14 protein-coding genes are annotated in these 20,396 nt (G+C 40.4%); 5 read left to right on the top strand and 9 right to left on the bottom strand.

Features of this window, described 5'->3' with window-relative positions; genetic code table 11:
- Positions 1–4: 4 nt before the first annotated feature.
- From pcaF to AAGF08_RS14770, 5 genes are all read right to left on the bottom strand, one after another.
- Positions 5–1,210: a 3-oxoadipyl-CoA thiolase gene (gene pcaF / locus AAGF08_RS14790; RefSeq protein WP_343512040.1), complete on the bottom strand. Its 1,206-nt coding sequence runs from the start codon at positions 1,208–1,210 to the stop codon at positions 5–7.
- Positions 1,210–2,565, bottom strand: coding sequence for a 3-oxoacid CoA-transferase (locus AAGF08_RS14785; RefSeq protein WP_343512039.1), 1,356 nt, complete (start codon positions 2,563–2,565; stop codon positions 1,210–1,212). The genes pcaF and AAGF08_RS14785 overlap by 1 nt, the downstream gene beginning before the upstream one ends.
- A gap of 144 nt (positions 2,566–2,709) precedes the next feature.
- Positions 2,710–3,687, bottom strand: coding sequence for a ring-cleaving dioxygenase (locus tag AAGF08_RS14780; RefSeq protein WP_343512038.1), 978 nt, complete (start codon positions 3,685–3,687; stop codon positions 2,710–2,712).
- 309 nt (positions 3,688–3,996) lie between these two features.
- Positions 3,997–4,518, bottom strand: a complete 522-nt coding sequence (locus tag AAGF08_RS14775; protein ID WP_343512037.1) for a hypothetical protein — start codon at positions 4,516–4,518, stop codon at positions 3,997–3,999.
- Positions 4,519–4,522: 4 nt separating this feature from the next.
- Positions 4,523–5,788 (bottom strand): sulfite oxidase, encoded by a 1,266-nt coding sequence (locus AAGF08_RS14770; protein WP_343512036.1) that lies wholly within the window; start codon positions 5,786–5,788, stop codon positions 4,523–4,525.
- 495 nt (positions 5,789–6,283) lie between these two features.
- On the opposite strand from AAGF08_RS14770, the gene AAGF08_RS14765 reads away from it, so the two are divergent.
- Complete coding sequence (locus AAGF08_RS14765) at positions 6,284–6,970, top strand: DUF1080 domain-containing protein (protein ID WP_343512035.1); 687 nt, start codon at positions 6,284–6,286, stop codon at positions 6,968–6,970.
- A 24-nt stretch (positions 6,971–6,994) separates the two neighbouring features.
- The gene (locus AAGF08_RS14760; protein WP_343512034.1) at positions 6,995–10,177 is read left to right on the top strand and encodes a hypothetical protein; all 3,183 of its coding nucleotides are present in this window, start codon (positions 6,995–6,997) and stop codon (positions 10,175–10,177) included.
- A gap of 335 nt (positions 10,178–10,512) precedes the next feature.
- Here AAGF08_RS14760 and AAGF08_RS14755 read toward each other — a convergent pair whose 3' ends face one another.
- From AAGF08_RS14755 to AAGF08_RS14740, 4 genes are all read right to left on the bottom strand, one after another.
- Positions 10,513–10,857, bottom strand: coding sequence for a hypothetical protein (locus tag AAGF08_RS14755; protein ID WP_343512033.1), 345 nt, complete (start codon positions 10,855–10,857; stop codon positions 10,513–10,515).
- A 1-nt stretch (position 10,858) separates the two neighbouring features.
- Entirely contained in the window at positions 10,859–11,311 is a 453-nt protein-coding gene (locus tag AAGF08_RS14750; RefSeq protein WP_343512032.1) for a hypothetical protein, read from the bottom strand.
- Between the two features lie 231 nt (positions 11,312–11,542).
- On the bottom strand, positions 11,543–12,532 hold the full coding sequence (locus AAGF08_RS14745) for a nucleoside hydrolase (RefSeq protein WP_343512031.1): 990 nt from the start codon (positions 12,530–12,532) through the stop codon (positions 11,543–11,545).
- A 393-nt stretch (positions 12,533–12,925) separates the two neighbouring features.
- Positions 12,926–14,761: an alpha/beta hydrolase-fold protein gene (locus AAGF08_RS14740; RefSeq protein ID WP_343512029.1), complete on the bottom strand. Its 1,836-nt coding sequence runs from the start codon at positions 14,759–14,761 to the stop codon at positions 12,926–12,928.
- A 434-nt stretch (positions 14,762–15,195) separates the two neighbouring features.
- Here AAGF08_RS14740 and AAGF08_RS14735 point away from each other — a divergent pair, with 434 nt between their 5' ends.
- From AAGF08_RS14735 to AAGF08_RS14725, 3 genes are all read left to right on the top strand, one after another.
- The gene (locus tag AAGF08_RS14735) at positions 15,196–16,962 is read left to right on the top strand and encodes a sulfatase (RefSeq protein WP_343512027.1); all 1,767 of its coding nucleotides are present in this window, start codon (positions 15,196–15,198) and stop codon (positions 16,960–16,962) included.
- 41 nt (positions 16,963–17,003) lie between these two features.
- Positions 17,004–18,914 carry a hypothetical protein gene (locus AAGF08_RS14730; protein ID WP_343512026.1) on the top strand — a complete coding sequence of 637 codons (1,911 nt, stop codon included), beginning with the start codon at positions 17,004–17,006 and terminating at the stop codon, positions 18,912–18,914.
- Positions 18,915–19,067: 153 nt separating this feature from the next.
- Positions 19,068–20,363, top strand: a complete 1,296-nt coding sequence (locus tag AAGF08_RS14725; RefSeq protein ID WP_343512025.1) for a serine hydrolase — start codon at positions 19,068–19,070, stop codon at positions 20,361–20,363.
- Positions 20,364–20,396 lie beyond the last annotated feature (33 nt).

Here is a 20,396-nt window from a genome sequence, read left to right as displayed (position 1 = left end):
TAGCTTAGACTCGCTCCAGAATTGTGGCATAACCCTGTCCTACACCCACACAAAGCGTACATAAGGCATATCTTCCGGGTTTTTCATGTAGTTCTAATGCAGCTGTATGAATCAATCGATTGCCTGACATTCCCAGAGGATGACCTAATGCAATGGCTCCTCCATTCGGGTTTATTCGAGGATCATCATCTTTAAGTCCCCAAGACCGGATACATGCCAGACTCTGGGCGGCAAAGGCCTCATTAAGTTCAATAATATCCATGTCTGCCAAGGTAAGTTTAGCTTTCTCCAACGCATTGAGTGAAGCCTGAACCGGACCTATTCCCATGATTCTTGGTTCGACTCCCACTACACTGGAAGCCACTATTCTTGCCAAAGGTTTTAGATTATATTTCTTTACGGCATCTTCTGAAGCGATTAACATGGCTGAAGCTCCATCATTCAAACCGGAAGAGTTGCCAGCTGTGATCGTCCCGCCTTTTCTAAACGCAGGCTTAAGATTTGAAAGCGCTTCAATACTAGTGTCTTCCCGGATAAATTCATCCTCTTTTATCCATGTAGATTTTCCTTTCTTCTGGTGTATTTCGATCGGGATGATTTCTTTCGAAAAACGACCTTCTGCACGGGCTTGAGCTGCTTTTTGTTGACTTCGCAAAGCAAAAAAATCCTGATCCTCTCTGGAAATATTGTGCATATCTACCAGATTTTCAGCAGTTTCACCCATGGCTTCCGTTCCATAAAGTTCATTCATTTTCGGGTTTACAAAACGCCACCCAAAGCTACTGTCATACAGTTTCGCATCGTTTCCAAAAGGGGAGCTGGATTTAGACATCACCCATGGTCCACGGGTCATGTGTTCTACTCCTCCTGCTATAAATAAATCTCCATCTCCGGATTTTATGGCACGATTGGCATGGATTACAGCTGACATTCCAGATGAACAGAGCCGATTGACAGTTTCACCAGGTACGCTTACCGGTAAACCCGCAAGCAAAGAAGCCATTCGGGCTATGTTCCGATTGTCTTCACCAGCTTGATTAGCACATCCCAAAATCACATCATCTACCTTGGAAAAGTCTACTGAATTGTTCCTGTTTATGAGCTCTTTAATTACCAGTGCAGCTAAATCATCTGCTCTGATTGCCGATAACCCCCCTCTAAATTTTCCTATTGGGGTTCTGATCGCGTCAATGATATAGGCTTCTTTCATTATGATTCTGAGATTTTTTCCAAAAATGGAGTGTCTGTTGATTTTCTGACAGATTCTAGTGATATGCCGGGCATCAATTCAATTAGAGTCAGCTCTCCCTCAATAAATTTAAATACTGCCAAATCTGTGATGATCATATCCACAGCTTTTTTTGCAGTGATGGGTAAGGTGCATTTCTCCACTATTTTAGAAGTTCCATCTTTATTGACATGCTGCATGGTTATGATCAGTTTTTTTGCACCTGAAGCTAAATCCATTGCACCTCCAACTCCCAGAAGTGGCTTCCCCGGTACTGCCCAATTTGCTAAGTTTCCTTCCTTATCCACTTGAAGACCTCCCATTACTGCAACGTCTACATGCTTTCCTCGAATCATACCAAATGAAGTGGTCGAATCGAAATAACTGGCACCTGGAAGAGCTGTCACAGGTATTTTACCCGCATTTACCGGATGATACAAAGCCCCTTTACCATCTTCGGGCTCAGGTCCTACACCAAGCATTCCATTCTCGGTATGTAAGATGATTCCATCTTCAGGTGTAATAAGGTCAGCGACCAGCGTGGGAATACCTATTCCCAAATTAACTATTTCGCCAGCTTGCAATTCCTGAAGAACTCGCTGAACCATTTTCATTCTTCCCTCATCTACTCGTTTGAGGCTTCCTTTCACTGATGCTGAGGTACCAAGATCTTCTTCTTTCAATTTAGCCTGTACCAAAAAATCAACAAAACAACCTTGGGTGTGGATTGTACTTGGATCTAATTTTCCTTCAGGTACAATTTCTTCTACCTCGGCAATCACTAAATCTGCCGCTGTAGCCATTGCGATATTGAAATTTTGTTCAGTCAGTCGGTAGACAAGATTACCTGCTGTATCAGCTTTCCAAGCTCGGATAAAAGCAACATCCCCTTTAATTGCGGGGATAAAGATTTGCTCTTCTCCATTAATGATTTTTTTATCTTTCCCTTCTGCTAGTAGGGTGCCGACACCGGTAGGCGTGAAAAAGCCACCAATACCCATTCCTCCAGCTCTGATAGCTTCTCCTAGACTGCCCTGAGGAATCAATTCGTATTCAATTTTGCCATCCTGTGCAGCTTTCACAGCTAAGGGATTACTAGTGAAGAATGAACCAATCATTTTTTTTAATTGGCCGTTTTCCAATAGCCTTCCCCCTCCAAGACCGGGTTCGCCAGCATTGTTTCCTATATAAGTCAGGTTTTTAACAGATGTTTCTGCCAAGGCATGGAGAAGATGAACCGGATTACCTGTCATCCCAAACCCACCGCAGAGCAAGCGGTCACCATCTTTGACTTTTTTAACGGCCTCCTGAAGTGTTATAATCGGTACTTTTTTCATCTGTTTAAAATTTATTGCTCCAGAAGCCTCAAAAGGCTGTCAATAGAATTGTCGCAAAATCTTTTTTAATCCCCATTATTAAACTTGAATAGCAGTCAATTTTATTTAGAGATTGATTGCCCATTCTCTAATTAATATCGATCATTATTTATTTTGTAGATAAGAAGGAGGTGTAATTGGCTCCAAAGGTTTTACAATTTCCGCTCTTCTATCCTCAAAGAAGGGAGGAAGTAATAATTGATGACCTAATTGATCTTCCGGTTCATCGATAGCAAATCCTATGTCCGAAGTGGCAAATTCAAATAAAACTCCGGAAGGAGTTCGGGTATATATTGAATGGAAGTAATTTCTATCCTTTATTTCTGTCACATCTGTGTAACCAAATCCTTCGATGTAAGCTTTTAATTCTGCATTTTCCTGATCATTGGCAGTTGCAAATGCCATGTGGTGCGGTAAACCAACTCCAAAAGTCCAGGAACCTTGTGGTAAATCCGGAACATGAAGCAATTCAATTACTCGAGAAGGTCCACCATTTTTAATGTGATAGCGATGATAAGCTCCTTCTTGACCCACCTTTGAAAAGCCTAAAACATCTCTCAAATAGCTGTCCATCATTTCTATTTCTCTACATCTAAGTACTGCACCATAGATCCCTCTGATTCCGTTATCTTTAGAAATTTGATCCGTTTGCCATGCATTTCTAGTGTCAGTATCATCTCCAAATACCCCTAAACCAATTCCGGAAGGGTCTTCGAAATGAATCATTTTTTGACCAAAGCGCTCTACAATTCCTGTGTTTTTTACCTGATGCTTGTCTAGGTGTTTTTTCCAGAATTCCAAGGAGTCAGTATGAACAGACCATCCTGAAACTTCAATCTGTCCAGATCCTTTTTTCCCGTGAACACCTGCTTTTTTGAATGGGAAGGTGGTATAAACTGAACCTACTTCAGCATCTGCATTGGCGTAGTATAAGTGATAAATACTTGCCGCACCATCAAATAGGACTGTTTGTTTGATCATTCGCATACCCATAACCTGGGTAACAAAATCAATGTCTTCTTGGGCTCCTCCAACACTAACTGTTAAATGGTGAAGACCTTGGATGTATTCATTTGGATTCATAGTTAAGATGTTTAAAATTTAATCAAAAAACTCGAATAATGAACATTTGTTTGAAATGTGAACAAATATTTTGAACACCTTAACCTGAAGTTTGAAAAGAGAAAAATTCTAAATATGAATAGCTTTCAGAATCAGAACTATCTTGATTCTTCTGGAATAAAATTTAAGAAAAGAGAAGGGGATTAAGATTGATTTTAGGGGATGCTTGTGGGGTTTGGATTTGCTGCATAGCAAAAGTCATTTGTTACTTCTGCATTACATCTAGCATTTCAAAAAATTATGCAAAAATCAGTTTCTATAGGCTATTAGCTAATCTTCTAAGGAATACCATTCAATGTTTTCCAATGGCTTCCTTCTGCCCCGGAATTCTTCGGGAGCATAATTTTCAGCTAAATAATCGAGGATAATAGGTTCGCTTACTCCTAAGTCCCAAAGTCCTTGAGTTTCTTGCATCCACTCAATTTTTGACTTCCATGTTTCCCTGTTAAAACGGTTTTGAAGTATTAATGCACTAGAATGGCAAGCAGTACAATTTGCTTTAACCAGCGTTAACCCTTCGCCCGCCAATAAACCCGTTTCCACATCTTTGCCATCTTTTATTTCCAGATTCTCAATGGATAGGGGACCTTCAGGTATCTCTGAATTTGGATCTGAATTATTGGAATTGACATCTGAATTTATATCTGTTAGGAAACTTATTAGTAGTACCAGAGCAATAAGCAAAATTGAGGCTGCAAATATTCCTAAAAAAGGCTTGCCTAATCTTTGGATAGACTGCAAAGACTTTTTTGATTCTCTCTTTTCTGATTTCTCTTCGGATGATTTCTTCATATTCTCAGCTTACTTTTACTGCAATTCGATGACAGGCATTGTTTAAGTAACCCTTTGGATTCCAGCCTGGAATCACCATTGGTTGGGAAATTCCCTGATCATCGGTAGCTTTTGCCCACACTTCATAGTAGCCTGTCTCAGGGAAACTCAACTCAACAGACCACTGTTGCCAGGCTAGTCGGTTGTTGGGCTTTTTTAGGATACATTTTTTCCAAGTAGCTCCAAAATCTATTGAAACTTCCATTTCACGGACTTCATTTTCTCCGGCCCAGGCATGCCCCTGAACCTTAAGAGTTTTATTTCTACCGAACATCGCCCCACTTTTTGGATAAGCAATGAGGGATTTGACAGGCATGGATTCGATAATTTTCATATCCTCATCGGGAACCTTTTCTCCTGGTGCCACAGGATATTTGGGTACTCTGTATGAGTCACCCATCATTTTTTCACCGTCATGAACTTTATTTCGGATGACGAGTTTGTTCAGCCATTTTCCTGATGCTGAGGCCGGATAACCTCCACAAACCAATCGAAGCGGGTAGCCATGTTGTAAGGGGATATCCTCACCATTTAAAGCCCATGCCAACAAGGTTTCGTCTTGTAATGCTTTTGAAATCGGAACTCCTCTCGAGATAACAACCTTGCTTTCATCCCCACTTAGATGTTTGTCTTTTCCATAATACCCAACATAAACTGCATCGGAATTAATCCCAACATCTGCTAATAAATCTTTCAATCGAATTCCTGTCCATTCAGAACAATAGACAGCTCCTTCTTCCCATTGATTGCCAGAAGCTGGAGGATAAAACCCTGCACGTCCATTTCCTCCGCATTCCAGAACCAATTGATAGGAATAATGCTTGAAATTCTTCTTTAAAGCCTCTAGGGTATAGGTCTTTTCTGCTTTGACCGATTCGCCACTAATCGTGAGAGTCCAAATACTACTATCGATATCTTCAGGGATGATCCCATTATTTCGGATAAAAATATTTGGAAATGGCGTAACTGGATCATTCAGAAGGTGAGGAACGGCCTCCACATTCCAAGGCTTCTCATTCCTTACAATCATGTCTTTACTTTTGCCATCCATGGGATTAAAATCAGCTTGCAAAGCAAAAGGAACATACCCCTCAGGCATTGTAGCCGCATGGATGATATCTGCACCAAGAAAAGATGACAACACGGCAATGCTACTTTTTTGGAGGAAGTCCCTTCGCTTCAGTTGAGATTTTTCAATTCCTTTTTTTGGATTCTTATTAGTCTTAGACATCTGACTTTTGATTTTATAGCTTTCCAGTTTCAATAGCGATTCGAACTCTCAGGAAACTAAAAATAGTCATTAATTTTTTTTCTCTTAAGAATAAATAAGAATCGGTTCATTGAATTTTAGAAAACATTTAAAGATACTTTTTTTAAAATTTAATGGAATATATGAAGTTCTGGCTAGGATTGAGTTTTCAAATTTTTAGGGTTTTGATTCCATGTTACTTTTTACAAATACATGAAGTGAAAAAGTTATTGTATTGAGGCTAGAAATAATATGTGACATTTAGCAAGAGTATTTTCACCTCTTTATTTTTTTAGAATCTGTATTTCTCATTTGATTTTGAGATTTAGATTATTGATCTTAAATGAATTGTATTCCTAAAAATACCTAGTAATCGGGTTTCACATCTAATCTCAAATTGCAGCTTTGAGATTTCCGAAAGTGTGGGATTGAAAATAAAACCTGATTAAAAAATGAGCAATAATCAAAAATAGATCAATGAAAAATTTCCCGAAAACATCTTATTGCAAGGATCAACTGAGCCGGATTATTAGTCTCACATTGATTTTGGTTTTAATCGGTAGTTTAAATTGTTATTCCCAAAATAAGGATGCGACAATTTCACTTTTTAATGGTACTTCTTTAGAGGGTTGGGAAGTGGTAAATCCGGCAAACGGGAAATATTGGTCCGTTGTAGATAGTGTGATAGTAGGGGGTGATGGAATAATCAATATCCCAACCAACACGTACCTCCGTACTACTGAAAGTTATGAGGATTTTGAATTTCGGGCTTTGTTTCGTTTGACTGGTGATCCTAGTACTGGTCTGATTAACAGTGGTATTCAATATCGATCCATCATAGAAGGGGATCTGATCATAGGGTATCAGGCGGATATTGGTAATGGGTATTGGGGAGATATATATGATGAACACCGCAGAGGAAAGCTTGTTGGGGGAGATCTCAGTACCCTCAAACACCTCCTGAATGAAGATGGCTGGAACAGTTACATTATTAGATGTAAAGGAAATAAGCATGAATTATATATCAATGGGGTGAAAACAACGGAATATTTTGAAACAGATCCTAATATTCCCTCATCAGGTGTAATCGGTCTTCAAGTGCATAGTGGCGGAAATGCTAAAGTTGAATTCAAGCATATTACCATTTCTAAACTTTTGAATTAAGGGCGGAATAGTAACCTAAGGCAAATGAAAAAAGCATTCTATTTATTCTTTTCGATTGTGGTACTAGTCTTTCTCAGTTTTGGCTGCAAGGAAAATTCATCTTCTTCGCAATCCGACACCGCTGTTACCGAATACATTGATTACAACCGTAAAACCCAGTCTTCCAGGATAGAGTTGTTTACCCCTGAAAAAGAACTGGCTGGATTTAAAGTTCCTGAAGGTTTTGTTGTAGAGTTGGTAGCAAGTGAAAGAGATGGTGTGGTTAATCCTATCCATATGGCTTTTGACGATGCCGGGAACTTATGGACCCAAACTGCCGAAATGTATCCTTTAGATCCTATTGCAGATATCGCCTGGCAAGATTTATTAAACTTAATGGATGATCCTGAAGCCCAGGAAAAAGACCCAAACTTTAAAAGGATTTTTGATCTGTATCGTGGAAAAACCAAAGGGAAGGATAAAATAATAGTGCTTTCAGATCTTTATGGTAAAGGTGGAGTAAAGTCCACTGTCTGGGCAGATGGTCTTGCTATTCCCCAAAGTATTTTGCCCTATAAAAACGGAAGTTTTGTTGCCCAAGGTTCTGAGCTCTTTTTCCTTGAGGATACCAATAATGATGGAAAGGCAGATAAACGAACTCCTCTGTTTACCGGATTTGGAATAACCGATACCCATACCATGGCTCATGTCTTGGTACGTGGACCTGGAGATTGGATCCATTTTAGCCATGGGGCCTTGAACAAAGGGAAGGTCAGTTCACTTGTAAGCGATGCCGAACTACGGATAGATTATAGTAAAATTGCCCGTTTCTCTTTGGATGGCAAAAAGATAGAATTGGTTAACTCCGGTTTGAATAATATTTGGGGTTATAAGCTAAGAGGAAATGGACAATGGTATGGAATTGAAGCCAATGATATGGGGTATTCCATCGTTCCCATGGAAATAGGGACAGGTTTTCCTGGAATAGGAAGTGAACGACTTCGTCCATATCAACCCTGGATGCCGGAATTGCATGAATTTCGTGTTGGAGGAACCGGAATCTCTGGGCTTGCTTTTGCAGATGACCTCGAAGGAAGTTTTCCCGATGAATGGAAAGATGTTGGCTTTATTGCAAATCCTATAACCAGTTCCATAAATGCCATTCGAATCGTCCGCAACCCTGACGGTTCGGTGACAGCAGAACATTTACCTGACTTTTTAACCTCCGAAGATGATTGGTTTCGGCCTGTAAATATGGAATTTGGGCCAGATGGTAGTTTATACATTGCCGATTGGTATAATAAAATTGTATCGCATAACGAAGTAGGAACTACCCATCCTGATCGGGATAAGTCTCATGGGCGTATTTGGAGAATTAGACATCAATCTCAAAAGCCTCGAGCGATACCAAATTTTTATGAAGTAAAAACAAGTGACCTTGTAGGATACCTTAAGTCTCCCTCAATTTGGGAAAAGAGAGCTGCTTGGCACCAGATCAGTGATCGACCGATTGAAGAGACCAGTCAACTTGCCAAAGACTTGATTGCACTTGCTTCTGATACCCAAGCGGATGAAATCACCAGAATACTGGCGCTTTGGTCTTTGGAAGGAATCAAGCATTACGATCAAAATTTGATGGAAATGTTGTTGAAAAGCCCATTAGATAACCTGAGAAGAGAAGCTATCCGCTCCTTGCAATCCTTTTCTTTAAATGCAACAGAGCTCGCTGCTTTACTCAAAAATCCATCGATGGACAGCAATCCCATGATACGTTCTCAGGTACTCCGAACATTGGATGCTGTTAATACTGCGAATGCGGCAACGATTGAACTGTTGGTGGAGGCATGTAAACCACCTCTTGAAGGAAATGCAATGGGAGGACCTTATGAGCGAAATTTTGAACGGTTTCTTGCCAGAAAAGCCCTTGAAAATTATCCGAATGAACTGTTAAGCTTTATTCGATCTTCTGCTGCGTCAACTTACGAAACATCGAATCTGATCTGGGCAAGTCAGGTATTACCAAAAAATGAAAGGGAACAGGTCTTTGTAGATCTTTGGAAGAAAAATAACATCAAGGAGCTGGACGAAGTGACATTTCTTTTAGTTGCGGAAATGTTGGAGAATCGGGAAGTGAGGAATTTAGTATTGCCGATATTAGAAAATAAGGAAATGGCGGTAAAACATGTTTCCCTGACTTTGACTCATTTGGCTAAGGTACAATCAGAGGAATTGGCCAAAGCATTAAAGGAACCTGTAAGATATTTGTTGACAAGCAAGGATGTTTCAAACCAAATGCTGGGGTTGGAAGCAGTAGGAAAATTGAATATTCAAGGATTAAGAAGTGAAGTAATCCCACTGTTCGATCCTAATTCTACTCCTGAAATGATCCGATTATATATGTCCGCACTTAGCAATCAACCGACCGAAAACAAAGAAACCTTCATCAAGCTTTCAAAAATGGAAACTTTGGGAGCAGATCTAAGGGCTTCTGCCGTGCAGACAGTAGCGATTTCAGATTTGGATGAAGCAAATTCTATTTTAGCAGGTTGGTTACCAACATTGGATTTGGAGCAAAAGAAAAAGGTGATCAATCTAATGGCTAATTCCAAAGAAGGGACAGAACTTCTAAAAAGCCTGCTTGAGGATGAACTGATTTATGCTAATGAGTTCGACCTTTCAAGTGCAGAAAAAGTATATCAATCTAATTCAAGCGATGAAAGGGGAATAGAACTTTTTGAGTTGGTGAAAAACAGAACCAAAGAGGAGAAAAGTGAATTGGAAACTGAATTGCAGCGATTAATGGTACTTGCAGAGAAAGGGGAAGGAAACCCAAAAAATGGGAAGACCCTTTTTCAAACCTGCCTTATGTGTCATGCAGTGGGCAATCAGGGCTTTGATTTTGCACCCGCTTTGGATGGATCCTCCTCACGGGAAAATGAAGCGCTTTTGACTGCAATCCTCAATCCTGATGCCGCAGTAGAAAGTAATTATTCGCTCTATCGGGTTACGAAGAATGACGGAAGCAATATAGAAGGGTATCTGGTCAAAAAAGATGAAAGAGGAACCACACTAGGATTTATGGGAGGTTCTAAACAGTTTATCCAAGCTTCGGAAATTAGATTTGAAGGCCATTTGATTGGTCGTTCCTTTATGCCAAAAGGCCTGATCGATAATTTTTCGGACGAGCAGATTTCTGATCTGTTGGCTTACATCAAGACACTGAATTAATGCGCTTTTGTACAGGTTTTGATTATTATTTTAGGAAGTAGGGGGATTCCTCACTTTTTTCTTCCGGAGGACACACATATACAGGGATATGATTGATATGGTTAAGACGGTCGCGTTCGTAGTTTTCGTATAGATTTCACTGATAGCTATCCCTCAGAAATGTGAAAAAACAGCTGATTTCGTCTGCTGTAGCGGACGTTTCCCCTAGCAGATTTTTTTAATGTATCAGCTGGTTTAAAAAATCAGCGTAAATCAGTTCTTATCTTATTCAAAAACTTTTTGTCCGCTAAACAGATTCCTAAGAAAAGATGGTTTATTGATTAGCACCAATATATCTACTCCTGCTCAGGTTTGCTTATTTTATTTAGTATGGTACCAATGACAAGATTTATAGAACCCGTTTTAAATTGATCTAATCTAATCTTACTGAGTCCTGCTTGACTTAAAGCTTTCATGACCAAAAGATCTTTCTGACTCTGTACCAACCATTCAAAATCTTTTTTAGTAAGGTCACCACTAGCTAATAGGAGAGTCCATCTCTCTAAAGAAGCTTTTGAGTCTGAAAGGAAATCCTTAAGATCCGCTTCCGCTTCATCTTTATATTCATTAAGAGTCGAACTTGAGAGCTCACTGGCCCCTTTTTTTAATTCATCAAAGATTTCGTTAAAGTCAGGCTTCATATCAGTTGTTGTTTAAAAATGAATTAGCTTCTTCAGGCTTTACTTTTTTATTTTCTAGCCCTAAAATAATATCAAAAGCTTTCTCAATCTGAGGCTTTGCTTCGTCCACAAAGACTTTGCTTAAAGTGGATTCCGACTCCCAACGCTTCATAAATCCACCAAACAGGTTCTTTTCAGGGTTCATCAAAAGCTCCCACATTTTTATTGTTTCTGTATTATTTGGGCGATTTTTTTCATACTCGTATACTTTAGCCATTTCTAAGGTTACAGCATCTATTGCCTCCTTTTGACTTTGGTAGTTTTCAGTAGCTTTGTCCATAAGAGCAAGTGCTTCAATTTTAGCTGAAATGGTCTCTTTATAAGACATTTGATCAAAAATTGATGCCGTAGTTGTACAGCTGATCAAGGAAGAAACTAGAATAATTAGGTAGCTTGATTTGAGAAAATGTTTCATGACATTATAGCTGATGTTTTAAAATTCTTATTTAAAAAAAAGATTCTGTTTAAAAAAAGAGTATATCTGGACCTACCGAATCGTGTAAGTACCTTAATCTAAGGATTATACAAAACACAACAAAATAAATTCTTTTAAATCAAAAATATTTCAGGATTCAACTGATGCATAGAAAGTAGTTTAAAGAATCATTTTTAGAGCAAGGCAAAAACAAACTATTTCCCAAAAAACCTATTTCTTGATTGGCTGATGCATCATAAGGGTATTGATTTCCTCTTCAATCCCCATCATATTGCTCTTACCGGTTAGCTTGTACTGGCCTTTACCTGATCGGTCCCATTTGTTTGATCCATCATCTGCAACAGTCATTTTACCTTCTTTCAAGGTGAAATATTTCTCGAATCCCAGTGAGGCGACATACACAGCCGTTTGATCCCAACTCATTCTGCCATTTTTATCTTGCTCATCCATTGGAATGGATATTGAAAAAGCATCTTTCACTGGACTGTTTACAATAGCTTTATTTCTTATTAAAGGAATTCCGGTATGTATTTCCTTACCAATTTCGAACCCGCTAAAAATGATAGGCTTCGGGAAATGTTCTACCACATATTTGGAAGCTGAAGGATCTTGATTTACGTTAAATTCTGATCCTTCGGGAAAATAGCCGGCCATGCTTACCATTTTTACCACCTTCTTTTTTATTAATTCAGCACCTGATAGGGTAGAGAATTCATCAGGATTGGATTGCAGGAGATTGGCGATATTGGTGAAGAAACCAACCGTAATAAGGGTGACGCTTTCATCAGGTTGTGAAGAGAGGATTTTTCGATACAAAGTCACTGCATCTGGAGCCTCACTATTCTTTTGTATGCTGTGAGGATAATTTGCCAATAAAGTATCCGTCCAATGTTGCCGATCCCGCTGTTCTATTGCCTTACTCTTTGGTACTCCAATTGGCAAATCAGGCCTTTGGAAGTAAGTATTCAATACATCAAGTACACCGGCTACTCCTTCATACTTTGTGCTTGCCATCGTAGCTAGAATTTCAATTTTTTCCTGATCTGCAAAAGCATGAAGTAAGGTGATAGCCCCTACATCATCATAATCAGGCCCCATATCCGTATCAAAAATCACATGAGGGATTTGAACGTTTTGACAATTGGCAACTTGAAGAATAGTAAAAGCTAAGAAGAAGAAAATAAGTGTTTTTGGTTTCATTTTGGGCTGAATTACTTGGGTTTCGAATTCAATTATTCTTCAATTTAAAAAGAAAAGAGCTTTTGGGGTTCCGCATTGCACCCTCGGCATTCTTCGTGAGTTGAATATCAGAAGTTTCATCTATAAATACTGTCATTTCGACCGCAGGGAGAAATCTCATTATTTAAAAACAAACTTCATGGAAATAAATTTCTCAGTCGGTAAAACTATTCAACTAAAAAACTCCTATCCGTTACCTCTTTCGCCTGCCTGCCGAAGGCATGGAAATGACCAATTTTGTTTACTGTAATTGTGTAAGTAGTCATTTCGAACCGCCACAGGGCGAGAGAGAAATCTCATTCTATGTTATAGGATGCCTGCCTTTCGGTAGGCAGGGAAATGGATTTTTATAGCTTAGTCCATATTTTTCTTTTCTACAACCCAGCCCTCTGATTTCGAAAGTCCCGGAGGGTTTGTCGAGAAAAGTTTTCCTGCTTCCTCATCTCCTTTTAGTTGCCATAAATACCAGTTGAGTGCTACCCGGGCAAATTCACCACCATGGGGCTGTCCATACGTACCACCATGTCCTACATCCAAGTTGCCCACAAATACAGGAATATGATTGATACGATTGAAATCGTCCATTCCGTTTCCATAGGCGATGTCAGATTCCCCACCCAGTAAATAGAGGGTAGGAACCTTAATCCTATTTAATTGGTCCTTATTGACCTGAGGCATGCCGGGCATTCCTCCACCAGGGTTTCCTAATACGCCACTGTTAAATACCCCAACTGTGGTAATTCTTGGATCTCCGGCAACTTCAATAGTCTGAAGCCCACCGCAGGACATTCCGCTCACTGCTATATGCTCCGTGTCAATCTTTTGGTAATAAGGGCTCTTGGGATCATTATTCTGCGCAATGGCCCAGTCAATGGCATCTAATAGTTTTTGTGATTTGGAGCGAACATCAGTCTGCTTAGGCATGGTACCGATCGCCACAACCAGAAAACCATGGGAAGCTATTTCATTGAGGAAGTTGACATGCTCCCAAGGGGAGTCGAAACAAGCACCATTTCCCCAGGCAATCACAGGAAGCTTTTTTGCTCCTCCAAAAGAATCAATGTTTTGAGGTCTAAAGATAGTATGTGCTGGCAAGCTGATTTCCGAGGTCATTACTGATGGATATTCACCGGTTCCACCGTCTTCAATGATTTCACTGACTGTGCTTTTCTGAAAAACCAAGTGCTCCGAAAAGAAAGGCAAGGCTTTCGTTTCTATGCGTTCGGCGATGCGGTTGAGATGGTCGCCTTCGTAGCTTTCATAAAGATGCTCGATCTCATAAGAGTCCAAGACCTCATGCAGCTTTTTAGTGGCTGCGCTGATGCCTCTATCCTCAGTTCCTGCATCCATTCCAATCGCTTTAAGTCTTTTAAGGTTAGGGATATATTGATCAATAATGGTAAGCGTTCGGTTAGCAGTGATCTTATTGATAATATCTTCTCTGGGTGATCCATCCTTTGCTGGGAGATCCAAGTAAAAAGGAGGGTTATTAGGATTAGGCGCAAAAGCCGCCGAAGTGGCCAATGCCGCTATTTCAAAAAATGAAGTTTCATTAATCTGGTCTGGGGTTAATTTCTCCAATTTAGAGATCAACTCAGGATCGGTACTGGCCCCTCCGTCCATACAGCATGGACTCAAAGCATATATCGCTGAATATACTTCTGGATATTTCATTCCCAATCGAAGTGTTCCGTAACCCCCCATGGAGTGTCCGGCAAGTCCTCTGCTAGCTTTATTGGGTAGCGTTCGGTACTTGGCGTCGATGTAGCTCACCAGCTCTTTGGTGACGAAGGTTTCCCAGTCTCCTACGGTTTCCGAACTGGCATACATGCTTCCTTTAAAGGTATTGTAAGCATTAGGCATCACCACAATCATCTCTTTGGAAGTACCTGATCCAAGCGACTGCTCGATTACATTCTGAAGGTTGATCCAATGATCCTCCCAACCAAACCACTGAGAATCTGTATCGGTAAACCCATGGAGCATGTAGAGAACAGGAAAATGTTTATCAGGATTAGTTTGATAAGAAGGAGGGAGGTAAACCGTTACATCCCTGTCTGCCAGATCTCCAATTAGATTGTCCTCCAGGGCAACGCTGTGTACTTTGATTCGCTCTTTGGTTCCTTTTTGAGCAAATGCCAAGTTTAATCCAAGGCATAGGAGTAGGGTGAGTAGAAAAGTTTTTTGCATAGGTTAATGGGTTTAGGTCTTTTGTAAAAATAGAGCAAATTGAGAAGTTGTCCAATTGCAGGTATTGTATCTGGAATTTTGAAGGCAATAACTTTATAGAATATGCTGCGAATAAAAACTCCCGATAGATTTTAAAGTAAAAAATTTTTAGGGTCGAGACGAATACAACAGGATGGTGCATGAACCTATTTAATTTATTTTAAAGATTCCTATTTAAAAGAGTTTTTCTAAGATCGATTACAAACTTATACTAGTGAGATTCTTTCTGGCGAAAATTTGCTATAGCATTTGGGACTATCAGACTAGGGCCAGGGAAACATACCATTCAGTTGAATTCAATTCCTTCTGATTTATGATTTAATTAACTTATAGAGAGTTCCAGTCTTTTTAAGAAAGAAAATTAGCTTCCAAAAAACTTTAAATTCAAAAGCCCTGTGAAAAATTTACTTATCAAAAGAAAGAAAAACCGCATAGACAAAATTCTTTTGCAAGTGCTTGTTATTCTGTTAGTTGTTTTTGGATGTAATCCTTCAGAATCAGAAAAGGAATCTGCGGAAAGTACCTATCAACTCCCGGATCGTCCCAATATTTTATGGTTGGTGACAGAAGATATGGGAGAATACATTCCTGCTTTTGGTGATTCCAGTGCCATTACTCCCAATTTGAATCGTTTAGCAAGAGAAGGAGTTATTTACCACAATTTGTACTCTACTTCGGGCGTATGTGCACCGAGCAGGGCAGCCATAGCCACGGGAATGTATCCTTCTAGTATTGGTGCAAACCACATGCGCACAACTTCCTACACAGAGGTTACGGGACTTCCTTCCTATGAAGCGGTTCCAGGTCCTGAAGTGAAGATGGTGAGTGAGCTTTTGCGGGAGAATGGCTATTATACCAGCAATAATTTCAAAGAAGATTATCAGTTCCAAGCCCCGGTCACAGCCTGGGATGAGAGTGGTCCCTATGCCCATTGGAGAAATAGAGCAGCAGATCAGCCATTTTTTTCCATTTTCAACTTTACCACCACCCATGAGTCCGGGCTTTTTGAACCCTATGGATTTAGACATATCGAGATGAGGCATTATCATGCAGGTGATACTACCTACAAATGGGAGTCGGGAAATATGACGGAAGAAGAAACACCTGTTCATGTTTCCAAAGACCAAGAATTTCCTGTTCCTCCATATCTTCCAAATACGCCCATCGTGCAGCGTGACATGTGGAAATTATATAATAATATTTCCGAAATGGACAGGCAATTGGGAGCAGTTTTGGAGCAGCTAGAGGAGGACGGACTTTTAGAAAACACAATTATCATTTTTTATGGAGATCATGGAGGTCCGCTTCCCAGAGAAAAGCGCTTGATCTATGACACTGGCTTAAATACGCCAATGATCATCCGATTTCCGGATTCCTGGAGAGCTGGATCTATTGATGATCAGTTAGTCAGTTTTGTAGACTTTGCTCCCACCTTACTTTCCTTGATCGGAGAGGAGCCTCCTCAGTATATGCAAGGGCAGGCTTTTTTAGGAAAATATAAAGCTGAAAATCCACGCCAATACATTCATGCAGCTGCCGATCGATTTGATGAAGTGACAGATGCCATTCGCGCTGTTCGTGATAAGAGATTCAAATACATCCGAAACTACCGCCCCAATCAAGGGTATTACCTACCATTGTCCTACAGAGAGCGAATCCCGAGCATGCAGGAACTCTTGCGCTTAAAAGAAGCAGGGGAATTGAATGAATATCAGGCGCAATGGTTTCGGGATTCCAAGCCCAAGGAAGAGTTGTTCGATTGCGAGTTGGATCCGTATGAGCTCAACAATCTTGCTGATGACCCCGCCTATCAGGATAAACTCAAAGAGCTGAGTCAAGAGATGGATCGCTGGCTAAATGAAATTGGGGACGACCCCAATTTACCGGAACGAGAACTTATTCAAAGACTTTGGGATGGAGCAGACAGCAAACCAACGACGGCTGATCCCAAGATTACCATCACCGGGGATAAAGTTGAAATCGAATCTGCTACAGAGGGAGCTTCCATCGGGTATAAATTAGTCAATAGGGATGGGAAGCAATCAGCTGCCTGGATGATTTACCAAGGACCTATCGACGTGAAAGAAGCTGATTCGATCTGGGTGCAGGCCGATAGAATAGGATACAAGCCAAGTCAGATCATCAAACAAAACTTACACTAGGAGCCTCTTTACCGAGACATTTCCTACTTCATATTTAATCAATGAATAGAAGAAAATTTATCCATGCTACAGCATTGACAGGTATGGGGCTTTCAATGCCTTATGCTGAACTTTTTGCCAATTCGGAGAGTATTCCTTTCCAATCGGAAGAGTATAAAATGTTGGTTTTTAATCTTTTAAAAGATTGGTGTGATGGAATGATTGAGGTTCAAATCATGGATCCTTCAGATCCAAAACTTCATGGATTGTTAGATTGTCCTGCTTGTGATACCATTCACGGTCGGGCCTCCGATGCTGTTTATCCTTTTTTCTACCTAGCGAAAGCTACGGGTGACAAAAAATATCTGAATGCAGGTATCACAGTATTTGAATGGAGTCAAAATGTTTCCCAACCTGATGGAAGTTGGACGAATGATATCAATCCAAACTCATGGAACGGAACCACAGTTTTCGGAGCGATTGCGCTTGCTGAAACCTTGAAATATCACGGTGATTTGTTGGATGAGGTGCGATACCAAAATTGGAAAAATCGTTTAGGGGAAGCAGCAGAATTTATTTATCAGAAGTTTCCAGCCATTGATTCCACAAACGTGAACTATGGGGCGACAAATATCTATGCGATGAACCTGATTGGGAATTTGTTGGATGAACCAAATTATATCGCTCTTAGCAAAAAACTTGCTTCGGAAGTGAAGTCCTATTTCACTGAGGACAATGCACTTTTGTATGGTGAAATCAAACCGTCAGCGCATCAAAGGAGTGAAAAAGGTCTTCCCGGAATTGACTTAGGGTATAATGTAGAAGAATCGCTCAATAGTTTGGTCTTATATGCATTACATGAGAAGGATGAGGAATTACTGAGAATTGTGCAGAAATCCCTAGAAAGTCATATGGAGTTTATGCTTCCCGATGGTGGGTTTGATAATAGTTGGGGTACCAGAATGTTTAAGTGGACCTATTGGGGCAGTAGAACCTGCGATGGATGTCAACCTGCATTTAGTCTTATGGCCGGCTATAACCCTGCTTTTGGTACTGCTGCATTTAAAAACACAGAACTCCTTAAGCGCTGTACTACAAATGGATTACTTCACGGTGGTCCCCATTATGTTTCCCACGGTATCAAACCTTGCATTCATCATACCTTCACCCATACTAAATCACTGGCGGTAATCCTGGATCACTGGGATCAGATGCCTCCCATAACAAAGACGAATCCACTTCCCCGAGCAGCATCTAATGGGCTCCGATATTTTGAAGAACTGGATACCGTTTTATTTGCAAGAGGAGATTGGAGGGGAACTGTTTCCGCATATGATGCGGAGTATTATCCCAAAATGGATCTCAGGCAAGCCACAGGAAATTCATTAGGAATGCTTTATCATTCTCGGGTAGGTTTGCTATGCGCTGCAAGTTTGGCTGTGTACCGATTGATGGAACCTTTAAATCAGCAAGATGCTCCGGGAAAAGATATTGCCTTAACTCCACGGGTGGAGACCTATCAAGATGGAAAGTGGTTCACGAATCTCTATGATTTAACTGCCAACTTTGACTCCGATGATCAAGATGGAGAAATCAGAATTTCTGGCGACGTGAATCTGAAAAATGAAGACAGGGAAACGCTAGAAGGCTCTGCCTCCCAATTTAAAATCACCTATTTTTGCTCAGATACAGAGTTGCGCATACTTGTAGAAACCAAGCAAAGTATAAAAGGAAAAACCTCATTTACTCTACCCATCATTTCAAAAAACAATGAGCCAGTTGAGCAGCCTGAAGAAAATGTAATCCTCATCACCAAACCTGAGGGTAGGGTAAGGATCGCTGCGAATGTGTCTTTGAGTATCATTGAGACTCAAAAAAGCAGAACATTCAATATGGTGCCGGGAGTGGAGGCATTACCTATTAAGGTAGATTTTATTTCCAATAGAGTGGAGTTGATACTTACCGTGATTTAGGTTGCCAATCGAGTTCATCCTTATTCCTGTATCAAATGGCCTAAAAAAGGAGGGAAGAAGTCTCTAAATCAATCAAGCCGGCCGCTAATACCATAGCCAATTATTTCGCAATAGATTTTTGCATATTTGAGGATCAAACTTGACTCCATCAGAATGAAAAAATTAGCCTTTTCGTTTTTCTTACTTACTTCTCTGATCAGATTTGGATTTGCCCAAAAAGAACTGGTTCATGCCAGGCCTGCTTCCTTAGGTTTTGATGAAGCGTACATCAATCAAAAAGTAGATTCCATCATGCAAATGGGAATCGACAGTTTGGCTTTTCCGGGAGCACAGGTATTGGTAGCAAAGAACGATACGGTGATTTTTCACAAAGCCTATGGCTATCACACCTACGATAACATTCAGCCTGTTGCCTTGAATGACTTATACGATTTAGCATCGGTAACCAAAATTACCGGGCCTTTACCCGCTTTAATGAAATTGGTTGATGAAGGGAAGCTGGATCTAGACGAACCTTTCAGCAACTACTGGAAACCTTGGAGAAACCGAAAAGACAAAAAAGATCTGACTCTTCGGGAGATTTTGGCTCATCAGGCTGGTTTGGTTCCATACATTGTGTTTTTGAATAAAGTGGTTCGGAAGAATGGCAAGGTCAAAAGAAGATTTGTGCATGATACTTCCGATAAACGATATCAGGGTCAAGTATATGATGGGTTGTATATCAATGATCGCTTTGAGCGGAAAATGAACCGAATCATCAACCGATCAGATGTATCGGATGAAAAGAAATACCTCTATTCGGGACTTACTTTTTTGATTTTCCCCAGTTTGATCGAGCAACTCACGGGAACTGATTACCAAACATATCTGGAAGAGAATTTCTATCAACCAATAGGGGCGCATACTCTGGGATATCTTCCATCGAGCAAAAAATTTGAAAACGACATGGTTCCCACGGAGGTGGATTCCCTCTTTCGGAAATCATTGGTAAAAGGCTGGGTACATGACGAAAACGCGGCGCTTAAAGGAAGCGTTTCAGGGAATGCAGGTTTGTTTGCTACAGCCGATGACTTAGCCAAATTGATGCTCTTATATCAGCATTATGGAAATGAGGATGGCAAACAGCTGATTTCGGCAGAAACCGTGAAAGAGTTTACCGAAGTGCAATACCCCGAAAATGAAAACCGACGTGGCTTAGGTTTTGACAAACCAATGTTGAATAATTCCGAGCTACCCTTGGGCGAAGCATATCCATCCCCTTTGGCAAGCCCTGCGAGTTTTGGTCATTCGGGATTTACGGGAACCTTCGTCTGGGCCGATCCCGAAAAGAAACTTACCTATATCTTTCTATCCAATCGGGTTTACCCGACAAGAGACCACCGAAAATTATACAGTTTGGGTATTCGGGAAGCGGTGCAGGATGTTTTTTATCGGGCAGAAGAGAAATGACCGGATTATGTGTCTTAAGATCGTCTAATAGGT

This window comes from Algoriphagus sp. SE2, from assembly GCF_039563885.1.
Taxonomy (GTDB): domain Bacteria; phylum Bacteroidota; class Bacteroidia; order Cytophagales; family Cyclobacteriaceae; genus Algoriphagus.
This window is presented reverse-complemented; position numbering and strand designations above follow the sequence as displayed.

Bases quoted from the DNA above. Each gene is read 5' to 3' on its own strand.
- AAGF08_RS14765 (WP_343512035.1), top strand. From the start codon at position 6,284: ATGAAAAATTTCCCGAAAACATCTTATTGCAAGGATCAACTGAGCCGG.
- AAGF08_RS14770 (WP_343512036.1), bottom strand. From the start codon at position 5,788: ATGTCTAAGACTAATAAGAATCCAAAAAAAGGAATTGAAAAATCTCAA.
- AAGF08_RS14780 (WP_343512038.1), bottom strand. From the start codon at position 3,687: ATGAATCCAAATGAATACATCCAAGGTCTTCACCATTTAACAGTTAGT.
- AAGF08_RS14785 (WP_343512039.1), bottom strand. From the start codon at position 2,565: ATGAAAAAAGTACCGATTATAACACTTCAGGAGGCCGTTAAAAAAGTC.
- AAGF08_RS14755 (WP_343512033.1), bottom strand. From the start codon at position 10,857: ATGAAGCCTGACTTTAACGAAATCTTTGATGAATTAAAAAAAGGGGCC.
- AAGF08_RS14750 (WP_343512032.1), bottom strand. From the start codon at position 11,311: ATGAAACATTTTCTCAAATCAAGCTACCTAATTATTCTAGTTTCTTCC.
- AAGF08_RS14745 (WP_343512031.1), bottom strand. From the start codon at position 12,532: ATGAAACCAAAAACACTTATTTTCTTCTTCTTAGCTTTTACTATTCTT.
- AAGF08_RS14760 (WP_343512034.1), top strand. From the start codon at position 6,995: ATGAAAAAAGCATTCTATTTATTCTTTTCGATTGTGGTACTAGTCTTT.
- AAGF08_RS14740 (WP_343512029.1), bottom strand. From the start codon at position 14,761: ATGCAAAAAACTTTTCTACTCACCCTACTCCTATGCCTTGGATTAAAC.
- AAGF08_RS14775 (WP_343512037.1), bottom strand. From the start codon at position 4,518: ATGAAGAAATCATCCGAAGAGAAATCAGAAAAGAGAGAATCAAAAAAG.
- AAGF08_RS14725 (WP_343512025.1), top strand. From the start codon at position 19,068: ATGAAAAAATTAGCCTTTTCGTTTTTCTTACTTACTTCTCTGATCAGA.
- AAGF08_RS14730 (WP_343512026.1), top strand. From the start codon at position 17,004: ATGAATAGAAGAAAATTTATCCATGCTACAGCATTGACAGGTATGGGG.
- pcaF (WP_343512040.1), bottom strand. From the start codon at position 1,210: ATGAAAGAAGCCTATATCATTGACGCGATCAGAACCCCAATAGGAAAA.